Source organism: Pseudonocardia sp. Cha107L01 (genome assembly GCF_052566575.1).
In genome coordinates this window covers 7441046-7459806 of record NZ_CP199579.1, presented here as the reverse complement: position 1 = coordinate 7459806, position 18761 = coordinate 7441046, and the positions used below count along the sequence as shown (strand labels likewise).

The following is an 18761-nucleotide window of genomic DNA, read 5'->3' as shown; positions in this document are numbered from 1 at the left end:
GTGGCGCTAAGCGAAGGAAGCCCACTCAACGATCGCGTACTTCGAACCGTCCCGGCGCACTTCCGCCGCGCCGGCACCGGGGAAGTGAGCGGGGAACATCAGCACCTTGTCATCGGCGATAGTGCCAAGAATGCGATGCCTGCTCTCGCGGCCGGCGTCTTCATCCTCGTCCAGGCACGGGCTCAGGTCCGGCTCGACGATCTGCAGCGGGGTGTGAAGGAGATCTCCAACGAAGGCGGCCCGGTCGCTTGCGGAGCGCAGCCACAGCACTGCCGAGCCGGGCGTGTGACCGGGGACGGACTCCACGGACAGGTTGGCGTCGATGGCGTAACTGTCCTCCCACAACTCGGCTTGCCCGGCCTGGTGGACTGGCAGCACGCTGTCTTCGAACACGCCAGTATGGGTGGGCCGACTCGAACCGGGTTTGCGTTCGCGGGGTTCCACCAGTCGAAATCGGCCCGGGCGATGAGGTAGCGGGCGTTCGGGAACGTGGGCACCCATTCGCCGTTGACGATCTGGGTGTTCCAGCCGACGTGATCAGGGTGGATGTGGGTAGCCACCACCAAGTCGACATCCTCCGGCCGGACGCCAGCGGCGCCCAGGTTCTCCAGATAGTCGTTGCTGAGGTGGTCGAAGGGGGGCATCCCGGGACGGTCGCGGTCGTTACCGATTCCAGTATCGATCACAATGGTCGCCCCATCACTGCGGAGCACCCAACTGCGGGCGCAGGCCGGGATGAGATCATCGGCGGAATCCCAGAATTGGGGTTCGAGCCACCCGCGCTGGTCCTCCCAGAGCTGGCGATCAGCCTCCGGGAACGCGAAACCCCTTGGCAGGGCGAAGTTCATCTCCAGAACTGGAGTGATCTCGACCGTTCCGAGGGTGACGCTCTGGTTCCCCGTCATATCGGCAGCGTGCCAGGTGGACGTTCAGTCGCACTAGGGACGAGGACGTTTCCGCTGGTGGGCGATACTCGGATCGAGCTAGTGCCCTCTCCGGTGTGAACGCGGTTCTGTGTCGTGATCGGAGACAGTCCGGTGCGGGTTAGTGACGCTGAGCTGCGCGAACGTCCCAGCCGATGTCGTTGGGATATCTGCCGCGCCGCGCAGTTTGCTGACTCCTCGCTGACTGCGGTGCTCTTCCTCGTCCACGAGCTGGACCATGGGCTTGCCCGGTTCGCAGAGCATGGTGACCGTGAAGCGCACCGGGATGTCGTCGCGGTTGTGCCGTCCTGGTAGTGGATGACATCGCCAAGGGGATAGAGCATCGGTGTCCGCGTACGACCTCACCTGCTCAGCGGTGTACGGGCTGACGTGCCGATGGCTCGGCGTGTCGAGACCGTGTTGATCTGAGTGTTGATCACTGTTCGGTTGGGCTGGCCTGGGAGGCTGGCGGAGCCGAAGGGGTGGTCAGTACTTCATGATCTTGGATCCGGAGGAATGGATGGATCTGCGCCGTTTCCGAGCCCTGCGTGACGCGGGGGTAAGTATCTCGGCCATCGCTCGGGAGACCGGGCATCACTGGCGGACTGTGAAGAAGTATCTGGCGGAGGAGAAGGCGGCCCCGCCGGTCGCGCCATCGCGGCGTGGCACCCAGCCACGGGTCATCGAAGAATTCACCGAGGTGATCGATGCGTTGTTGCGCAAGGATATCGAGTTGAAAGGAACGGTGATCCACGAGCGGCTGGTCGCCGAGTATGGGTTCACAGGGCATTATCAGCGGGTGAAGATTTATCTGGCGCAGGCCCGGCCGCGGGTTCGCGCCGAGTTGGGGATCACCCCGGACGCGTTGAAGGATCTGCACCGGCGGTTCGAGGTGACTCCGGGCGCCCAGGCGCAGGTGGACTGGGGCGATGAAGGTGATGTGCTGGCCCATGTCGGGATCGATAAGGTGTACTCGTTCCACATGGTGTTGTCGTATTCACGTGACCCGTTCTGTTGTTATACCACGTCGATGGATCTGGGAGTGTTCTGGGACTGCCACCGGCGCGGTTTTGCCCACTTCGGTGGCGTGCCGGCAACAATTGTGTATGACCGCACGAAAACCGTGGTGCGCCGGCATGTGGCGCCGGGGAAAGCGGTGCCGCTGCACCCGGAAGCGATCGCGTTCGCCGGCCACTACGATTTCGATATCGATGTGCTAGCCGCGTACCGGCCCACTGGGAAAGGACGCGTCGAGCGCCAGGTTGACATCGTCCGGGATCACGTCCTGGCGGGGCGAGGGTTCGACTCGATCGAGGAGCTGGATGCCGCGTTCAGCTCCTGGGTGCCGATCCGGCGCCGCCAGATCCACCGCACCCACGGCGAGGTCATCGGGGTGCGCGCCGGCCGGGATGAGGCGGCGCTGCGGCCTCTGCCGGAGACGCCGTACTTGGTGGCCGATCGGCACCTGCGCCGGGTCGGCAAGGACTGCCTGGTGTCCTTCGCCGCCAGCCTCTACTCCACCCCGGCCCGCCGGATCCGGCCTGGCCAAACCGTCGAGGTCCGAGTCACCCCGGAGGTCATCGCGATCCACCACCTCACCTCAACCGAGCAAGGGGCGACGCTGCTGGCGGTGCACCCCAGGGCCGAGCGCAGGGGTAGTTGGGTGATCGACGAACGGCACTGGGACGGCCTACCCGACGGGCGTGGACGGGCCACCACCAGCGGTGTCAGCGAGCCACTGCCCGGGCCAGAGCCCGAACCGGAGCCGAACCCGCTGCAAGCGCTGCTGACCCGCTCAGCGGCCGCGTCGGTGGCTGTGCGGCACCGGTCGTTGACCGTCTACGACACCGCCGCCGGGTTGTCTCGTCCCAGGACCAACAATCCCAACGGAAACGGCACGGGCAACGGTACGGGCAATGGCGCGGCGGGGGCGAGCCGGTGAGTGAACTGACCGCTACCCGGATCAAGAACCACGCCGCGAAACTCGGCCTGCCGCATCTGGCCGCTAGTCTCGAGCAACTGTGCAAACGCGCGGATGCTGGACAGCTCGGTTATCTGGAGTTCCTCGACCTCATCATCGAAGAAGAACTCGGGATCCGAGAAGGACGCCGCTTCCGGGGTGCCCTGCGCCTGTCCAAACTGCCGCACCACAAGACCCTCGATGAATTTGATTTCTCGTTCCAGCCCGAGCTCGATGTGCGCAAGATCAGAGACCTTGCCAACCTCTCGTTCATCGAAACAAACACCAATGTGGCGCTATTGGGTCCGCCTGGGGTTGGTAAGACGCATCTGGCTGTTGCGTTAGCGGTATCGGCATGTCGTGCTGGCTACTCGATTTACTTTACCAGCCTCGACGACATGGTTCGCCAGCTACGCGCCGCGGACGAACTCGGTCGACTCAATCGCAAACTACGCGCCTACATCCGTCCAGCGGTACTGGTCATTGACCTATGCCGACGTGGTGACTATGCCGAGTCGGCTGGGCTGCTGGCCCGATGAGCTGGGGATTTCCAGTTAGAGACTCGGCATAGTCGCGTGTGAAGAGAACCCTCCGGGGCTGGGAAGCAGGGTGCTTCCTGGACAGGAGGCTGTGGGATGTCGGGGACGCGGAGGAAGCCTGGTCTGCTCGGTGCTCACGTTGAGGGTTACCGGGCGTGGTTGACGAGCCGGGGGTACACGCCCGGGACGGTCCGGAACATGTTGAAGGACCTCGGCCACGTTGGCCGATGGCTAGTGGCAGAGGGCCTGGACGTCGGGCGGCTGGACGAGCGGCGCATGGCCGCGTTCCTAAACGCACGCCGCGCCCACGGCCAGCGCCGGGTTGGTGGACCACGCTCGATGAGGCCGCTGCTGAGTTATCTGCGCGAGGCTGGAGTGGTTGCCGAACCGGCTGGGCCGGAGCGGACCGCCTTGTCCGAGCTGCTCGAGCGGTATCGGCGGTGGATGGTTCAGCAGCGCAACCTGGCGCCGGCGACGGTCCTGCGTTACGAGAACACCGCCCGCCGGTTCCTGCGCGAACAGGCGATGGCCGGCGGGTCGTTCGATCCGTCGAGGTTGCTCGGTGCGGACGTCAACGCTTTCTTACTGCGGGAATGCACTCGGGTGTCGGCCGGGTCGGCCAAGGGACGGGTCGCGGAGCTGCGTTCGGTACTGCGGTTTCTGTATCTGCAGGGCCTCACTTCGCTGCGGCTGGGCGCCGCCGTGCCGCCGGTCGGTGGATGGCGGCTGGCCGGGTTGCCCAAGGTCTTCAGCGGAGTCGACATCGGGCTGCTCCTGGATAACTGTGATCGAGGCAGTGAACTCGGTGCCCGCGACTTCGCGATCATCACGCTGGTTGCTCGGCTGGGACTGCGCTCGATCGAGGTCGCCCGCCTGGAGCTCGACGACATCGACTGGCGGTCGGGAGAACTGCTCGTGCGGGGCAAGGCGCGCCGGCAGGACCGGTTACCGCTGCCCGTCGAGGTGGGCGAGGCCCTGGTCGCCTACCTGTCTCGGGCACACCGTGCTGAGCGCCCACGCAGGTTGTTCCTAACCTGTCGGGCTCCGCGAACACCGATCCGAGCTGATCTGGTCGGAGACGTGGTCGAACGAGCCTGCCTGCGGGCCGGCGTCGCTCCAGTGGGACCACACCGGTTGCGACACGCCCTGGCCGGCGAACTACTGCGCCGCGGCGCCGGCCTCACGGCGATCAGCCAGGTCCTGCGCCACCAGGACCTGGCCACCACAGCGTTGTATGCCAAGGTTGATCTCGCCGCGCTCCGCACCGTCGCACTGCCCTGGCCGGGAGCGACACGATGAGCACCTTAGAACAGAGCCTCGCGGACTATCTGCGGCTTCGCCGCTCGCTCGGGCACCAGATGAACGAGGCCGCCTGGCACCTACCGGGCTTCGTGGCCTACCTCGATGCCCACCAGATCACCACGGTCACCATCGAGGCCTCGCTGGCCTGGGCACAACAGGCCAGCACCCCCAACGACTTCGGAAGGGTCTCGACGATCGGGCCGCGCCGGATGACCGCCGCCCGGGGCTTCGCTCGGTATCTGGCTGGGATCGACCCACACACCGAGGTGCCACCGCTGGGCCTGATGCCACACCGGCCACCATCGCGCCGCCCATTCATCTACACGACAACCGACATCGACACGATCATGAACTGCGCATGGCGGACGTTGTCGCCACCATCGAGGGCGGCGACCTACTACACACTGATCGGACTGCTGGCCGCCAGCGGGCTGCGGATCGGCGAGGCCATCAAGCTCGACCGCTCCGACGTTGACTGGGCACAAGGTGTGCTGCTGATCCGCGAGTCCAAGTTCGGCAAGTCGCGGCTGGTTCCGCTGCACCCCAGCGCCGGACAAGCACTCCAGGACTACGCCCAGCTGCGCGATCGACTCCAGCCGCGCTCGGATCAGCTCAGCTTCTTCACCTCCACCAAAGGCACGCGGCTGCTCTACGCGTGCGTCTGGCTCACCTTCCGGCAACTGGTCACCACCAGCGGCGTCGGCGTCGGGGCGCCCTCACCACCACGGCTTCACGACCTGCGCCACACCCTCGCCGTGACAACCCTGCTGGGCTGGTATCGCGCCGAGGACAACGTGCAGGCCAAGATCCCGTGGCTGTCCACCTACCTCGGACACCGCGAGCCCAGCCATACCTACACCTACCTTTCGGCCGCCCCCGAACTGCTGGCTCTGGCCGCCGCCCGACGGGACACCCCCTGGCGGGAGGTCCCGCGATGACGCTCATCGCCCCCACACTGCAGTCGTTCTTCACCGACCGGCTGATCAGCCAGCGCCAGGCCAGCCCGCGCACCATCGCCGCCTACCGCGACACCCTCCGCCTGCTGCTGGCCTACCTCCACCAGCACACATCCAGGCCACCCTCACAGCTGGACTGGGACGACCTGAACGCCACCGTCATCTCCGGGTTCCTGCACCATCTCGAGACCGTCCGGGGCAACAGCATCCGCACCCGCAACGCTCGATTGACCGCGATCCGCTCGCTGTTCTCCTACGCCGCGCTGCGCCACCCCGAGCACGCCCAGCTCATCGCCCACGTCCTGGCCATCCCTCCGAAACGGTTCGACAAGCGGGTCATCGCTTTCCTCACCGAAGACGAAGTGGATGCGCTGCTCACCGCACCGGACACAGCCAAATGGGAGGGTCGACGCGACCGGGTCATGATGATGCTGGCCGTCCAGACTGGACTCCGGGTTCCGAGCTGACCGGGCTCGACCGCGCCGACATCACCCTCGGCATCGGCGCGCACGTGCGCTGCGAAGGCAAGGGCCGCAAACAACGCGCCGTCCCGCTCAGCCAGCCGCTGCGAGCCCTGCTCCACGACTGGATGGCCGAACAAACCGGCCACCCGAACGACCCGCTGTTTCACACCCGTACTGGTCGGCGCCTCAGCCGCGACGCGATCGCCCTGCGCATCAGCACCCACGCCCGCGCCGCCGCCCAACACTGCCCCTCGTTGGCCAGCAAGAAAATCCACCCGCACACCCTGCGCCACAGCTGCGCAATGTCATTGCTGCAGGCCGGGGTCGACACCACAGTCATCGCGCTCTGGCTCGGCCACTCCGGAATCCGCTCGACCGACGCCTACGTCCATGCCGACATCAACACGAAAGAGAAGGCCCTCGCGCTCACCACACCCGCAACCGTGCCACCCGGTCGCTACCGCCCACCGGACAAAATCCTCGCCTTCTTGGAAACCCTGTGACTATGCCGAGCCTCTAACAGGAAATCCCCAGCTCAGCGGTCCGGTAGCGAAGCCCACTCGGCATAGTCACCACGTCGGCATAGGTCGAGGCAGAGCAGATCTAGCCGACCGTAGCGGGCCACCAGCCGGGACAGGACGCGCTCGTTCGCGGCTTCGACGAGCTCGTTGACCAGCTGGGCGGTGATGACGTAGCGGACTCGGCGGCCTTGTTCGCAGGCGGCCAGCCCGAGCGGGACTGTTGCAAGATCGGTGTTTCCGGCCCGACACGCCGGGCCGTGGTCCGGCGGGATGGGCACTGTGAGTGATGACATCTGACGTTGTGAGCACAGAGAAGAAGATCAAGGGGTCGGACCGGGGGCTGTCGCCGGAGCAGGCCGCCGCAGCAGCGATGGTGGCCGAGGCTCGGCAGCGTGGGCTGGAGCTCACTGGTCCAAACGGGCTGTTGAAGCTGTTCACCAAGAACGTTCTGGAAACGGCGCTTAATGAGGAGATGACCGAGCATCTCGGGCACGAGAGGCATCGTGCCGATGCTGGTCGTGAGTCGACGAATGTGCGCAACGGCACCCGATCGAAGACGGTCATTTCTGACGCTGTCGGTGAGGTGCGGATTGAGGTTCCTCGCGATCGGGAAAGCGCGTTCGAGCCGCAGATTGTGAAGAAGCGTCAACGGCGACTCACCGATGTGGACGAGATCGTGTTGTCGCTCTATGCGAAAGGGTTGACGACCGGGGAGATCTCGGCGCACTTCTCCGAAATCTATGGCGCGTCGGTTTCGAAAGAGACGATCTCACGGATCACCGACAAGGTCGTGGCCGAGATGCAGGAGTGGGCCAGTTGGCCGTTGGACGCGGTGTACGTGGCGATCTTCGTTGATGCCATCGTGGTCAAGGTGCGGGTTCTGGCGCACGTTGCGTGATTTGTGCTGGTTGGTATCAGCAGGCGTGGAGGACTCGCGTGCGCAGGAGGTCAAAGTTGGCGCGGCCGAACATCTGTCGCTTCAGCATTTTGATCTTATTGACGGTGCCTTCGACCCGGCCGGAGCTGTGCTGCAGGGTCAACCCGGCGTGGACGGCGGCCTCGTCGCGGCGCAGGTTGCGGGCGAAGGACGCCATCGGTGTCAGGGTGTCCTGCTCGACGGCGACGATCCATTGTCGGAGGTCTTCGCCGCGCAGCTCGGTCATCATGGTGGCGAATCCTCGGACGTGAGTGGTGAGCCGGTCGAGCTCGGTGTCTGTCTCCCGGATCTGGCTCAGATGCTGAGCGTGCTCGGGGCGGAGCCGGTCTGGGTGGGTCATGATCCAGCTCGTGACCTCGCGGACGGTTGGGGGTTTCGGGCCGGGTAGCGCGGCGTGTCCTCGACCGTCGCGGAATTGGCGTAGGTAGCGCTGGACGGCCAATTCCCCGCCCGGATAGCCGAGTTTCTTGATCTCCCGGAACAGGCCGGTGGCGTTGCGTTGACCCTCGTTCCACCTCTGGTGCAGATACTCGATGTGCTCATCGACGAGGTGCGCGCGTTGCTCGGTCTTGGCGGTGAGGTCCTCGACCGAGCGCGCTTGGATGAGCTTGCGGACTGTGGCCGGGTGTAGGCCCAGCTGGCGACCGATCGCCACTTTCGACAGGCCCTGCTCCCAGAGTTCGTGCACCGCCGAGCGCTGTTCCCGCATCCGGGTGACGATCTTCTTCTCCGGAACAGACCGGATCAGCGGTGGCGCCGCCCCTGGTCCGGCGGCTGTCGCCGAAGATATGCCCGCGCAGGTGACAGGGGTGAGGTGGGCGCGGTGCGCGTTGACCGTTTTCTCCACGGCGTGGCCCAGGTTGCGCCATAGGTGCCACCGATCGGCGACCTGCACGGCGTCTGGCGCGCCCAGTCGGGCTGCTTCGGCATAGGCGCCTGCGCGGTCACGGCAGATCACCTCCACCCCGGGATGATCGAGTAGCCAGGCCTCGAGGGTCGCGGTCTCGCGGTCGGGCAACAGGTCGACCGGGCGGCCGCCAATCATGTCGATCACGACGGTGCCGTAGACATGGCCGCGGCGTAGAGCGAAGTCATCAACGCCGAGCACCGGTAACTTTCCGACGTGTGGGTCCGGCAGGCCGCGCAACAGCCGCAGCAAGGTGTCGCGGCTGGTCGGCATTCCCAGCCGCGCGGCCAGTCGAGTTCCCGCTCGTCCGGCGAGCGCGACCGCGATGGCGGTCAGCGCCGAGCGCAGCAACGACGTGTGCCGCAACCGCGGACCGGTCAACGCCGCGGGCTGCTCAACGAAGGTGCGCGCCGCGCACCTCGGGTTGTCGCAGAAGAACCTGCGGACCCGCACCCGCAGCACCACCGCCCGATCCGCTATCGGAACATCATCCAATCGCCGCTGATAGCGGCTGTGCACGCGGGCCGAACCATGCCCGCACCGCGAGCACTCCGCCCCGGCCGCGCGGACACGAACGTCCAAAATTATCCCGGCGCCGCCGGCGGTCACGGCCTCGATGACCACCGACTCCAGATGCGGCAGCAACACCTCAAGATCACATTGCCGTGATCTTTCGCGAGACCGATCCACAAATTCCTACGACACGCCGAGTACAGGGCCGATCACGCAACGTGCGCCAGAACCAAGGTGCGGGACGGGCAGGTCGCTAACCGGCCCATGTACGCCGCTATCGGCGTCACCGTGGACGGCCGCAAGGACGTGCTCGGGTTGTGGGCCGGCACCGGCGGCGAGGGGGCGAAGTTCTGGATGAGCGTGCTGGTCGATCTGAAGAACCGGGGTGTGCGTGACGTGTTCTTCGTGGTCTGCGACGGGCTGAAGGGCCTGCCCGAGGTGGTCGAGAACGTATGGCCACTGACCATCGTACAGACGTGCATTATCCATCTCATTCGGAATACGTTCCGGTTGACCTCACGCAAAGACGCCGACGCGATCAAGCGTGACATCAAACCAATTTACACGGCGCCCAATCCCGATGCCGCGCTCGTCGCGTTGGACGAGCTCGAGGAGAAATGGGGGAAGAAATACGGTGCGATGATCCGACTGTGGCGCGGCGCGTGGAACGAATTCGTGCCGTTCCTGGACTACGACATGGAGATCAGGAAAGTGCTCTGTTCGACCAACGCGATCGAATCACTGAACGCACGATACCGCCGGGCCGTGCGAGCACGCGGACACTTTCCCAGCGAACAGGCCGCGCTCAAATGCCTGTACCTTGTGACCCGCAGCCTGGACCCCACCGGTACAGGCCGCGCACGATGGACGATGCGCTGGCAACCCGTGATCAACGCCTTCGCCATCACCTTCAGTGACCGCTGGCCGGCCGCTGAAACCTACTAACCAAATCGCCGGAAACACCGATCATGGGATAGACCCGCCCGAGCCCGATGAGCAGATGAGATTTGCCGGTGCCGCTGTCGCCGAGCAGCACGACGGGCTCGCCGGCGTCGAGGTAGCTGCCTGAGGCCAGTGCGGCGATTTGGGCAGGTTGGATGGTCGGGACGGCGTCGAGATTGAACTCGGAGAGCCGTTTGATGCGGGGGAATTTGGCTTCGAGGATGCGTCGGGCTCGGCGCCGTTCGGTGCGGTCATCGACCTCGGCGGCCAGGACTTCGGCGAGGAAGACGAGGTAGGACTGGCGTTCGCGGTCGGCGATCTCGGCCAGCCGGGTCGCTTCGGCGCGGATGGTGGGCAGGCGCAGCTCGCGTGCGGCGGCTCCGATGGAGGCTTGCGCGGCCTCGTCACTGCGGGTGGGCACGACTTCAGCCCTCGCTTCCAGTGAGTAGTTGGTCGTAGGCGGCCAGGGTCGGGACGGGCCGGTCGTAGCGGGCCCAGCCGCCGATCGGGACGACACCGGGCTCGCCGGAGCCGGTATGACCGGTGTGTCGGCGGGCGTCGATGAGCACCACGGTGGGGTCGATCAGCCCGGTCTCGATAGCGGTGCTCATGGCGGCCTGCAGGGCGTGGCGGGGCAGGTTGCGATGCGCCAGCAGCAGCTCGATCAGCGCCCGGGTCCCGGCAGCATCACCGCGAGCCCGCCGCGCGGTGTCCCAGTAGCGCTGGTGGATGGTGGTGACCACGCCGGCGGCTTTGGCCTGGACCAGTGCGGTCGCGCCGGGCAACGCCCCGGGCTTGTGCGCCAACACCTCGAGGTAGTGATCCAGCACGAGGGTCTCGACGTAGCGGCCGGCAGCGCGTTCGTGCCGAGCGATGACCTTCCCGGCGTCGAGGACCTCGACGGTGGTGGCCGAGAGCCGAACCGCCAGCCGGCGGCCGACGAAGTGGGCGGGAACCGAGTAGTAGCACTGCCGCACCGCGACCCGCGCCCGCGGATCGACCCGCAGGCGCAGCAGCAGCGCGGGATCGAACGCCTCGGCCGGTGGCGGGGCCAGGGTCGGCAGCTCGGCGGCGAACGCCGCGGCCACCGTGGTCCGCCGGCCGGTGATGACCCGGGCGTCATCGACGACGTCCCCGGCGGCGATGTGCCGGTTCAGCTCGGCCAACGAGCCGACCTTGGGAACCGGGACGAGGTGTCGGCGACGGAACCGACCGATGTCGCCCTCGACGCCGCCATTCTCGTGCGCGCCGTCCTTGCCCGGCCGGCAGAAGAACGAGTCGAACCCGTAATGGGAGCGCAGCGCGATGAACCGGTCAGACTCAAGGCGGTTGCGCCCGGTAAGGACCTTGCTCACCGCGGGCTTCAAGTTGTCATACCGGATCCGGCCCGGAATGCCGCCGAAGTGGGCGAACGCCAGTACGTGGCCGTGCAGGAACGCCTCCTGGCCCTGGGTGGTGAACGCGACGTGGAACGCCCGCCCGGAACACGACAGGCGCATCACGAACATCCAGCACTTCACCAGCTCGACGCCAATCTTGATCCAGAACTCGCCGAAGTCGACCTCGGCCTCCGCGCCCGGCGGATAAGTCTGGGGCACCGACACCTCGACCCGATTCAGTCCCAGTTCCACGCGCCGGCGGGTGACGTATCGGGACACAGTGATCTCCGAGCAGGTGGCGCCGTGTTCAGCGATCAGGCGCTGCCAGACCCGCCGTGCGGTATGGCGCTGCTTGCGCGGCATCTTCTGGTCTTCGATCAGCCAGCCGTCCACGATCTCGGCGTAGGCATCGATCGCCGGCCGGCCCCGGGACGGGTAGGTCTTGCGCAGCGGCGGCAGCGCCGAGGCCAACGCCTGGCGGACCGTGCGCCGATGCACCCGATGCCGCTCCGCCAGCTCCCGGATCGACAACCCCTCGACCCGCCGATCCCGCCGGATCTGCTCGAACAGTTCCACCCGCGACCTCGCCACCGCGACCTCCACGCCGACAAACACGACGCGAAGATCGCTACGACAGGTGGGGCCAACATTCGTGACGACACGCCGCACCCACCACCGACGCGATCACTACCCAGGCGGGGCCGAAATTCGTGACGACAACAGGCCCAGCCGGGGCCCACTCAGGTGATCACACACACCGACCCGATCGACGCGCACCTGGCGGTGCTGTTCGCACTGGGCCTGGACGCGGACAAGCTGCCCACCCCACGCGCGGACGGCGACCGAGAGGCCCTGCGCATCCTGCTGTGCGCGCGGGAGGAACTGACCACCACCAGCACCGCGCAGACCAACCGCCTCAAGGCGCTACCGCGGGACGGGAGCGACGCCGACCGTCGTCTCGCCCGGGGGAAACTCACCACGACCAACCTGTCTGAGCTGGTCAGACGTCGGCAGCCTCGGGAAGCCAGCCGAGCCCAGGCCGTGCGTCACGCGGAGGTCCGCCGCCTGGCTCTGGCGCTGCGTGAGGCGGCTCGGATGCTGAAGGCCAACAAAGCCGAGCTAGCCGCGATCGTCAACGACCTCGCTCCGGGGCTGACTGACCGGCGTGGGATCGGGCCGGTCAGCGGCGCGCAAGCCATCGTCTCGTTCTCCCACCCCGGGCGGTGTCGCAACGACGCCGCGTACGCCTCCCTCGCCGGAACCAGCCCGATCGAGGCCTCCAGCGGGCGCACCGTGCGCCATCGACTCAACCGCGGCGGCGACCGCGCACTCAACAAGGCCATCCACGTCATCGCCAACACCAGGATCCGCAGCGACCCCGCCACCCAGGCCTACGTGGCCCGGCGCACCACCGAAGGCAAGACCCCCAGGGAGATCCGACGCTGCATCAAGCGCTACATCACCCGCCAGCTCTACCGCACCCTCGCCACCGCGATGGCTCCCGCCACCGCTGCGCACAGCCTATGACTCATCCGGGCTGCTCACAGCGCCCGTAACCGAGCTCGGTAAGCGGTCATGTCCGGGTCGGGGGCGTGCTGGCCGGTCAGAGCGGGGTAGAGCTCCTGGCTCAGTTCGTAGGCCAGCGCGTGCAAGATCGTGTGCCGGTCATGACCCTGGGCGAGAAGCCGCCGGGCGGCTTGCCACACCTCTGCCGGGGTGTCGTCCCAGAGTTGGTTGGCGATGACCCGGTGCAACACGACGTGCAGCCGAGGGTTGACGCCCTCGACCAACCCGTCCGACATCGGATCAGCGAGCACCGCTCGATACTCCCGATGCTCGGCGAGGATCAACAGTTCGCGCTGGTCCTCATCGGCTGGGTCAAGCTCGACTGCCTCGCCACCGTCGATGCTGGTCACGATGGTCGGGACAGTGAACCGGCGACGCGCCAGCAGCTCCCCCCTCGCAGCGGGGTCAGCCAGCACCGACGGGGCAACCCCCACGACGTAGCTCTCCGCGCCATCAGCGTCAACCGCAGCCGAGTCAAGGCCTTGATCGAGCCCGCGCAACCGCGGGCCGGGCTGCCGCGCGCGCTGCACCCGCCGAAGCTTCTTCCGCGAACAGTTCCCGCGACCAGCCGAGCTCACCGACCCACACTCTCAGATCCACCCCCACCATGACGAGGTCACACCCACACCGCCTCGAGATTGCTTCGGGGACTTGACATACATAGAAGCGTCACAGATCGCATCAGGGGATGGGCCAAGACGCTGATGGCCGAGCCCGCGCGCGATGCGCTGCGGGACGGTGACCAGTGAGTTTCTGACCACCACGTACACCCGGCGCTTAAGCAACAGTCGCTGTATCACCCGGTTAGGCCAGTCCCGCATCAGGTGGCAGCCGCAGCCGGTGGTTACCCGGCGCTGCGGCTCAGCGCCTCAAAATCCATGCGGTATCTTTGTCGCCGGCGTCGGCACGAGCAGTGAGCGTGGTCAGATCACCGCGCTTGGCGAGCAGCACGTTCAATCGGCGGGCGGCAGTGGTGTCGCCGGCGTCGGCGCGAGCAGTGAGTGCGGCCAGATCGCCGCGGGCCGCCAACAGGTCGGTCAGCGCCACGGCGGCATAACGGTCGCCGGCGTCGGCGCGGGTAGTGAGCGTGGTCAGATCACCGCGCTCTGCGAGCAGCACGATCAACCGTTTGACGGCGGTGATGTCGCCGGCGTCGGCGCGAGCAGTGAGTGCGGGCAGATCGCCGCGGGCCGCCAACCGTTCGACCAACTCCTCGGCGGCATAACGGTCGCCGGCGTCGGCGTGGGCAGTGAGTGCGGCCAGGTCACTGCGCTTGGCGAGCAACGAGGATAATCGCCCGGCGGCTTCCTTGTCGCCGGCGTCGGCGCGGGTGGTGAGTGCGGCCAGATCACCGCGCTCGGCGAGCAGCCCGGCCAACCGCCACGCAGCCCGGGTATCCCCGGCGTCGGGCGATTAGCGAGAGCTATCAGATCACCGCGAGCCGCTAACAGCCTAGCCAGCTCCGCAGCGGCTCGGCGGTCGCCGGCGTCGGCGCGGGTGGTGAGTGCGGTCAGATCACCGCGCTTGGCGAGCAGCGCGGTCAATCGCGCGGCGGCATAGTCGGGCGCGCGATCGCGGGCAAGCCCGAAGAGGAACGGCCGTACCTGTTCACCAAGTGCGGCCTGCGCTGGTCCGACTCGGACGTGTTCGGTGACCCGGTGCGCTGCCTGCGCCCGGACTCGATCCGCCAGGAGTGCGACGCCTCGCTCCGGCGCCTTGGCGTCGAGCGGATCGACCTCTACCAGTTCCACTGGCCGGACGGCACCGGCGTGCCGGTCGAGGATTCCTGGGCGGAGATGGGCCGGCTGATCGAGCAGGGCAAGGTCAGGGCCGGCGCCGTGTCCAACTTCGACGTGGACCTGCTCGAGCGCTGCGAGAAGATCCACCACGTCGGCTCGCTGCAGCCGCCGTTCTCGCTGATCGACGGGCGCGCGGGGGCCGAGCTCGCGCCCTGGTGTGCCGAGAACGGCACCGGGCTCATCTGCTACAGCCCGCTGCAGGCCGGCCTGCTGACCGACACCTTCTCCGCCGAGCGACTGGCGCTGATGGACAGCCGGGACTGGCGGCGCTGGCACATCGACTTCACGCATTTCGCGCCGCCGGCGCTGCAGGCGAACCTGGCACTGCGCGACCGATCGCCTGCGCCCCATCGCCGCGCGCCACGACGCGACGGTCGCGGCTGTCGCCGTCGCGTGGGTGCTCAGCTGGCCGGGCGTGACCGGCGCGATCGTCGGCCCGCGCTCGCCCGACCAGGTGGACGGCTGGATCGGCGCCGCCGACTTCGCCCTGACCGACGACGACCTCGACGAGATCGAGGTTGCGCTCGTCGATCTCGGCGTCGGCGCCGGGCCGACGAGACCGCCGAAGGCGAGCTGACGCCCAGGGCCCGGTGGCGAGGTTCAGCCCACCGGCTCGTGCTCGGGTGAGGGCGACGGCGCGCCGGTCCATCGGTGCAGGGCGGATTCGAGGCCGGCGATGTCGGTGCTGGTGTCGGTGCTGGTGTCGGAGGCCCAGGCGACCACCCCGTCCGGGCGTACCAACACCCCGGTCGGCAGCGGATGACCAGCATGGTCGTCGGTCACGCTACTCACCCGCCCAGCCCAGGCCGAGGCGAGGCGGGCGAACGCGGCGTCCGGAGTGCGGTCGAGCAGACGAACATCGTTCTATATACGAACGACGTTCGTGTCAAGCTATGGTGGCTGGGTGAACAACCCGAGAGTGCGGCGCGCGGTACGCCACCAGCCGCCGAACCCCGAGGTCGAAGCCGCCCCCAGGCCGCGGCGCCGCAGGACCCTGATCAGCGTGGAGCAGATCGTCGACACCGCGCTGAGCGTCATCGCAGGAGAGGGCTACGAGGCGCTGACCATGCGCCGGCTGGCCGGCGCGCTCGACACCGGACCCGCCTCGCTCTACGCCCACGTGGTCAACAAGGCCGACCTGGACGAGCTGCTCATCGGCCGACTGTGCGCCGAGCTCGTCCTCCCCAAGCCTGACCCCGCGTCCTGGCGGGAGCAGATCCGCGGCGTGTGCGCCCAGTTCCGCGACCAGTACCTGAAATACCCCGGAATCTCCCGCGGCGCGCTCGCCATGGCCCCCACCGACCTCGAGATCCTCCGAGTCAGCGAAGGAATGCTGGCGATCCTGCTCGCCGGCGGCGTCGCCCCGCAGACCGCCGCCTGGGCCATCGACGCCCTCCTGCTGTACGTGGCCGCCTACTGCCTCGAGGCATCGATCAGGCGCCAGCGATCGGAACAGGATGACGCTGCCTGGGTCCTCGACCGGGACGAACTGCGACGCCGGCTCACCGCCCCGCCTGCCGAGACCTTCCCGCACACCACCCGCCACGCCGCCGAGCTCACCGCCGGCGAGGGCCACGACAGGTTCGACTTCACCCTCGCCCTGATGATCGACGGCCTCGCACACCGCTAGCCCGATCCGGATCGCACTCCACTCATCGCCTCGGAGCGCATTGTCTAGTGGCTCAGTCCGATTCGACCTTCGGCGGGGCGAACTCGGGGGCCACCTACGCCTTCGACGACATGCGGCGCGAGGTACTCGCCGGGCGTCTCATCTCGGTCATGAGAGTCCGCTCTGGAAGTCCAGGACCAAGCGGCCTCGGCTGCCGCCGGCGGCCAGTCGGCGATGTGCTTCGGCGGCCGCGCTGGCGGGGAGTATGTCGGCGACGCGGAGGCTGATCGTGCCGGCCTCGGCAAGGTCGCGGAGCGCCTCGAGGAGGGCGGTGTCGGTCGCGGCGTCGGGCGCGGAGATGGGATGAATGCGGATGTCGCGTTCGGTGGGGCCGTTCCATCCCCGCAGGGTCGCGACCGCGCCGCCGTCGGCCACCGCGGCGAGGGCGGCGCCGTCGAGTAGTGCGCCATCGGTCAGTCCGGGCACCCCGGCCCGCGCGATATCCAGGATTTGCCTGGTCAGATCGTCGCCGCGGGCGACAACGTGGTCGGCACCGAATGCGGACACCAGTGCTTCGTCCCCGGCCGAGCTGTCGGCGATGACGGTCAAGCCGCGGGACTTGGCGATCTGAACGGCGTACCCGCCGACCGCGCCGGCCGCGCCGGTGATCGCGACCGCTTGTGGCGCATTGAGGTCCAGCGCATCGAGTGCGAGGTGGGCGGTGACGGCGTTGAGTAGCAGCGTGGATGCCGCGGCGGCGCTGACGCCCTTCGGTGCGTGGATCACCGAGCGCTGGTCGACCACGACCTGCTCGGCATAGGTTCCGCCGTGCGGGCCCATCGGGATGACGAGGCCGACGACCGGATCTCCGACAGCGAGGCGGCCATCGGAGTGCTCGCCAACCCCGTCCACGACCCCGGCGACGTCCATACCGGGGATATAGGGCGGCGTCCGGTCGGCGAGCTGCGCGGCACGGCGGCCCGCACGGAACGTGGTATCGGTCGGGTTCACCGCGACGGCGTGGACCCGGATCCGCACCTCACCGGAGCCGGGCTCGGGTGAGGGGAGTTCAACCACCCGCAGTACCTCGGGGCCGCCGAACTCGGTCAGGCCAATTGCTTTCATCGGAGTCCGTTCCGCCATGGGCATTCCATGCATCTGAGGGTGTTGGTTTCCAGGCCGTGCCGCCTGCTCGCCACGATCAGCGGTGGGTGGTGAGGACCACGCGGAATCGGGCCTGGTTGGCGAGCATGTGTTGGTAGGCGGCGTCCGCGCGGTCAAGGGGAAGCTGTTCGACCAGGGGGCGGATGTTGTGCAGGGCGGCGAAGTCGAGGGTGTCCTCGACGTCCATCGCGGTCCCGCCCGGGTGTCCTTTGATGGATTTGGACGCCAGGATCAGTTGTAGCGGGCTGACCGCGAGCGGGTCGGCGAGTACCGCGAGGGTCAGCAGCTCGCCGTAGGGGGAGAGCCCGTCGACCGTGCCGGCGATCGCGTCGGCGTTGGCAGCGGTCGCCTGCACCACCCGCGCCCCGCCCAGCTCCCGCAACGCGGCGGCGACGTCGGTCGCGGTGGAGTCGATGTAGTGGTGCGCGCCGAGCTGCATTGCCAGCCCGGCCTTCTCCTGCCCACGCGCGATCACCGCCGTGCGAAAACCCATCTTGACCGCGAACTGAACACCCAGATGCCCCAGCCCACCCAGGCCAAGGATCGCCACCAGATCCCCAGCTCGGGCACCGCTACGGCGCAGCGAGTTGAACATCGTCACCCCTGCACAGGCCATCGGCGCGGCATCGGCGGCGGAGAGCTCTTCGGGAATCCGCGCTAGCGCGGAGGCCGGAACCACCATCGACTCCGCGTAGCCACCCGGATACGTCGCCCCGGTGATGTAGCCCTCCTCGCAGTGCACGAACTCACCACGCCGACACGGGTCGCAGTAGCCGCAATGCCCACCCGACCAGCCCACAGTGACCCGATCACCAGCTCGCCAACGCCGCACACCCGCACCCACGACGTCGATCCGCCCGGCCACCTCATGACCTGGCGTCACCGGAAAACTCAACCCAGGCAGCTGGCCTTCCACGAACTCCGAGTCGGTATGGCACACGCCGCACGCCTCAACCACGAGCCGAACCTGCCCAAAACCCGGCTCCACCAGCTCACGCTCGGCCAACCCCAGTGACCCACCAGGCTTCAGAACCTCCACACACCGGTACCTCGACACGGTCTCTCCTTCTCTCACCGGCCCACGATTAGACAGACAGGTCTAAACGAGAGACTATGCACGGGTCGGCGAAACAGCAAGGAGGTCACAGGAGCGGACGGGTGGCGACTGGTCGTCACTCTAGGTAACTGTCGGTCGGGGGCCGCGAACAAGGTGCAACCCCACTCCAGGTCGGGCGTGTGCGACCAGGTGCATACCGCATAAATTATGAATTATAATTGAC

General features: G+C 67.4%; 19 protein-coding genes and 3 pseudogenes. 11 read left to right on the top strand and 11 right to left on the bottom strand.

Annotated elements, in window-relative coordinates; genetic code table 11:
- Nucleotides 1-6: 6 nt before the first annotated feature.
- Together ACTXG6_RS35150 and ACTXG6_RS35145 are read right to left on the bottom strand one after the other, a co-directional pair.
- The gene (locus tag ACTXG6_RS35150) at nucleotides 7-393 is read right to left on the bottom strand and encodes a hypothetical protein (RefSeq protein ID WP_445183642.1); all 387 of its coding nucleotides are present in this window, start codon (nucleotides 391-393) and stop codon (nucleotides 7-9) included.
- Nucleotides 394-479: 86 nt separating this feature from the next.
- Nucleotides 480-848, bottom strand: a pseudogene (locus tag ACTXG6_RS35145) (MBL fold metallo-hydrolase); the annotation flags it as partial.
- 571 nt (nucleotides 849-1419) lie between these two features.
- Here ACTXG6_RS35145 and istA (ACTXG6_RS35140) point away from each other — a divergent pair.
- The 6 genes from istA (ACTXG6_RS35140) (at nucleotide 1420) to ACTXG6_RS35115 (ending at nucleotide 6647) form a co-directional block, all read left to right on the top strand.
- Entirely contained in the window at nucleotides 1420-2865 is a 1446-nt protein-coding gene (gene istA, locus ACTXG6_RS35140; RefSeq protein ID WP_445183641.1) for an IS21 family transposase, read from the top strand.
- Nucleotides 2862-3422, top strand: a complete 561-nt coding sequence (locus tag ACTXG6_RS35135) for an ATP-binding protein (protein ID WP_445183640.1) — start codon at nucleotides 2862-2864, stop codon at nucleotides 3420-3422. Before istA (ACTXG6_RS35140) ends, ACTXG6_RS35135 begins: the two co-directional genes overlap by 4 nt.
- 234 nt (nucleotides 3423-3656) lie before the next feature.
- Nucleotides 3657-4721, top strand: a complete 1065-nt coding sequence (locus ACTXG6_RS35130) for a tyrosine-type recombinase/integrase (RefSeq protein WP_445183639.1) — start codon at nucleotides 3657-3659, stop codon at nucleotides 4719-4721.
- Nucleotides 4718-5662 (top strand): tyrosine-type recombinase/integrase, encoded by a 945-nt coding sequence (locus ACTXG6_RS35125; RefSeq protein WP_445183638.1) that lies wholly within the window; start codon nucleotides 4718-4720, stop codon nucleotides 5660-5662. Before ACTXG6_RS35130 ends, ACTXG6_RS35125 begins: the two co-directional genes overlap by 4 nt.
- A complete protein-coding gene (locus tag ACTXG6_RS35120; RefSeq protein WP_445183637.1) occupies nucleotides 5659-6147 on the top strand; it encodes a tyrosine-type recombinase/integrase in 489 nt (162 codons plus the stop codon). The genes ACTXG6_RS35125 and ACTXG6_RS35120 overlap by 4 nt, the downstream gene beginning before the upstream one ends.
- Nucleotides 6078-6647 (top strand): tyrosine-type recombinase/integrase, encoded by a 570-nt coding sequence (locus tag ACTXG6_RS35115; RefSeq protein WP_445183636.1) that lies wholly within the window; start codon nucleotides 6078-6080, stop codon nucleotides 6645-6647. Before ACTXG6_RS35120 ends, ACTXG6_RS35115 begins: the two co-directional genes overlap by 70 nt.
- Before the next feature lie 32 nt (nucleotides 6648-6679).
- Here the strand turns inward: ACTXG6_RS35115 and ACTXG6_RS35110 are convergent, their stop codons facing one another.
- Nucleotides 6680-6958, bottom strand: coding sequence for an ATP-binding protein (locus tag ACTXG6_RS35110; RefSeq protein ID WP_445183635.1), 279 nt, complete (start codon nucleotides 6956-6958; stop codon nucleotides 6680-6682).
- Nucleotides 6959-6966: 8 nt separating this feature from the next.
- On the opposite strand from ACTXG6_RS35110, the pseudogene ACTXG6_RS35105 reads away from it, so the two are divergent.
- Nucleotides 6967-7542 (top strand): annotated as a pseudogene (locus ACTXG6_RS35105) (transposase); the annotation flags it as partial.
- 37 nt (nucleotides 7543-7579) lie between these two features.
- Here ACTXG6_RS35105 and ACTXG6_RS35100 read toward each other — a convergent pair.
- Entirely contained in the window at nucleotides 7580-9157 is a 1578-nt protein-coding gene (locus tag ACTXG6_RS35100) for an ISL3 family transposase (RefSeq protein WP_445183634.1), read from the bottom strand.
- A 96-nt stretch (nucleotides 9158-9253) separates the two neighbouring features.
- Between ACTXG6_RS35100 and ACTXG6_RS35095 the strand changes: the two are divergent.
- Nucleotides 9254-9967 (top strand): annotated as a pseudogene (locus ACTXG6_RS35095) (IS256 family transposase); the annotation flags it as partial.
- On the opposite strand, the gene ACTXG6_RS35090 reads toward ACTXG6_RS35095, so the two are convergent.
- Together ACTXG6_RS35090 and istA (ACTXG6_RS35085) are read right to left on the bottom strand one after the other, a co-directional pair.
- Nucleotides 9933-10385, bottom strand: coding sequence for an ATP-binding protein (locus ACTXG6_RS35090; RefSeq protein WP_445183633.1), 453 nt, complete (start codon nucleotides 10383-10385; stop codon nucleotides 9933-9935). The pseudogene ACTXG6_RS35095 and the gene ACTXG6_RS35090 sit on opposite strands and share 35 nt — an antisense overlap.
- Before the next feature lie 4 nt (nucleotides 10386-10389).
- On the bottom strand, nucleotides 10390-11934 hold the full coding sequence (gene istA, locus ACTXG6_RS35085; protein WP_445183632.1) for an IS21 family transposase: 1545 nt from the start codon (nucleotides 11932-11934) through the stop codon (nucleotides 10390-10392).
- Between the two features lie 153 nt (nucleotides 11935-12087).
- Between istA (ACTXG6_RS35085) and ACTXG6_RS35080 the strand changes: the two genes are divergently transcribed.
- The gene (locus tag ACTXG6_RS35080; RefSeq protein ID WP_445183631.1) at nucleotides 12088-12870 is read left to right on the top strand and encodes a transposase; all 783 of its coding nucleotides are present in this window, start codon (nucleotides 12088-12090) and stop codon (nucleotides 12868-12870) included.
- Nucleotides 12871-12884: 14 nt separating this feature from the next.
- Here the strand turns inward: ACTXG6_RS35080 and ACTXG6_RS35075 are convergent, their stop codons facing one another.
- On the bottom strand, nucleotides 12885-13343 hold the full coding sequence (locus ACTXG6_RS35075) for a DUF1841 family protein (protein ID WP_445183630.1): 459 nt from the start codon (nucleotides 13341-13343) through the stop codon (nucleotides 12885-12887).
- 427 nt (nucleotides 13344-13770) lie between these two features.
- A complete protein-coding gene (locus tag ACTXG6_RS35070) occupies nucleotides 13771-14286 on the bottom strand; it encodes a hypothetical protein (RefSeq protein WP_445183629.1) in 516 nt (171 codons plus the stop codon).
- A 137-nt stretch (nucleotides 14287-14423) separates the two neighbouring features.
- Here ACTXG6_RS35070 and ACTXG6_RS35065 point away from each other — a divergent pair, with 137 nt between their 5' ends.
- Nucleotides 14424-15335 (top strand): aldo/keto reductase, encoded by a 912-nt coding sequence (locus ACTXG6_RS35065; RefSeq protein WP_445190182.1) that lies wholly within the window; start codon nucleotides 14424-14426, stop codon nucleotides 15333-15335.
- Here the strand turns inward: ACTXG6_RS35065 and ACTXG6_RS35060 are convergent.
- Nucleotides 15309-15560, bottom strand: a complete 252-nt coding sequence (locus tag ACTXG6_RS35060; RefSeq protein WP_445190181.1) for an aromatic-ring hydroxylase C-terminal domain-containing protein — start codon at nucleotides 15558-15560, stop codon at nucleotides 15309-15311. The genes ACTXG6_RS35065 and ACTXG6_RS35060 overlap by 27 nt on opposite strands.
- A gap of 52 nt (nucleotides 15561-15612) precedes the next feature.
- Here ACTXG6_RS35060 and ACTXG6_RS35055 point away from each other — a divergent pair, with 52 nt between their 5' ends.
- Entirely contained in the window at nucleotides 15613-16338 is a 726-nt protein-coding gene (locus tag ACTXG6_RS35055) for a TetR/AcrR family transcriptional regulator (RefSeq protein ID WP_445183628.1), read from the top strand.
- 147 nt (nucleotides 16339-16485) lie between these two features.
- Here ACTXG6_RS35055 and ACTXG6_RS35050 read toward each other — a convergent pair whose 3' ends face one another.
- On the bottom strand, nucleotides 16486-17442 hold the full coding sequence (locus ACTXG6_RS35050) for an NADP-dependent oxidoreductase (RefSeq protein WP_445183627.1): 957 nt from the start codon (nucleotides 17440-17442) through the stop codon (nucleotides 16486-16488).
- 76 nt (nucleotides 17443-17518) lie between these two features.
- Nucleotides 17519-18469, bottom strand: a complete 951-nt coding sequence (locus ACTXG6_RS35045) for an alcohol dehydrogenase catalytic domain-containing protein (RefSeq protein WP_445190180.1) — start codon at nucleotides 18467-18469, stop codon at nucleotides 17519-17521.
- Between the last annotated feature and the right edge of the window lie 292 nt (nucleotides 18470-18761).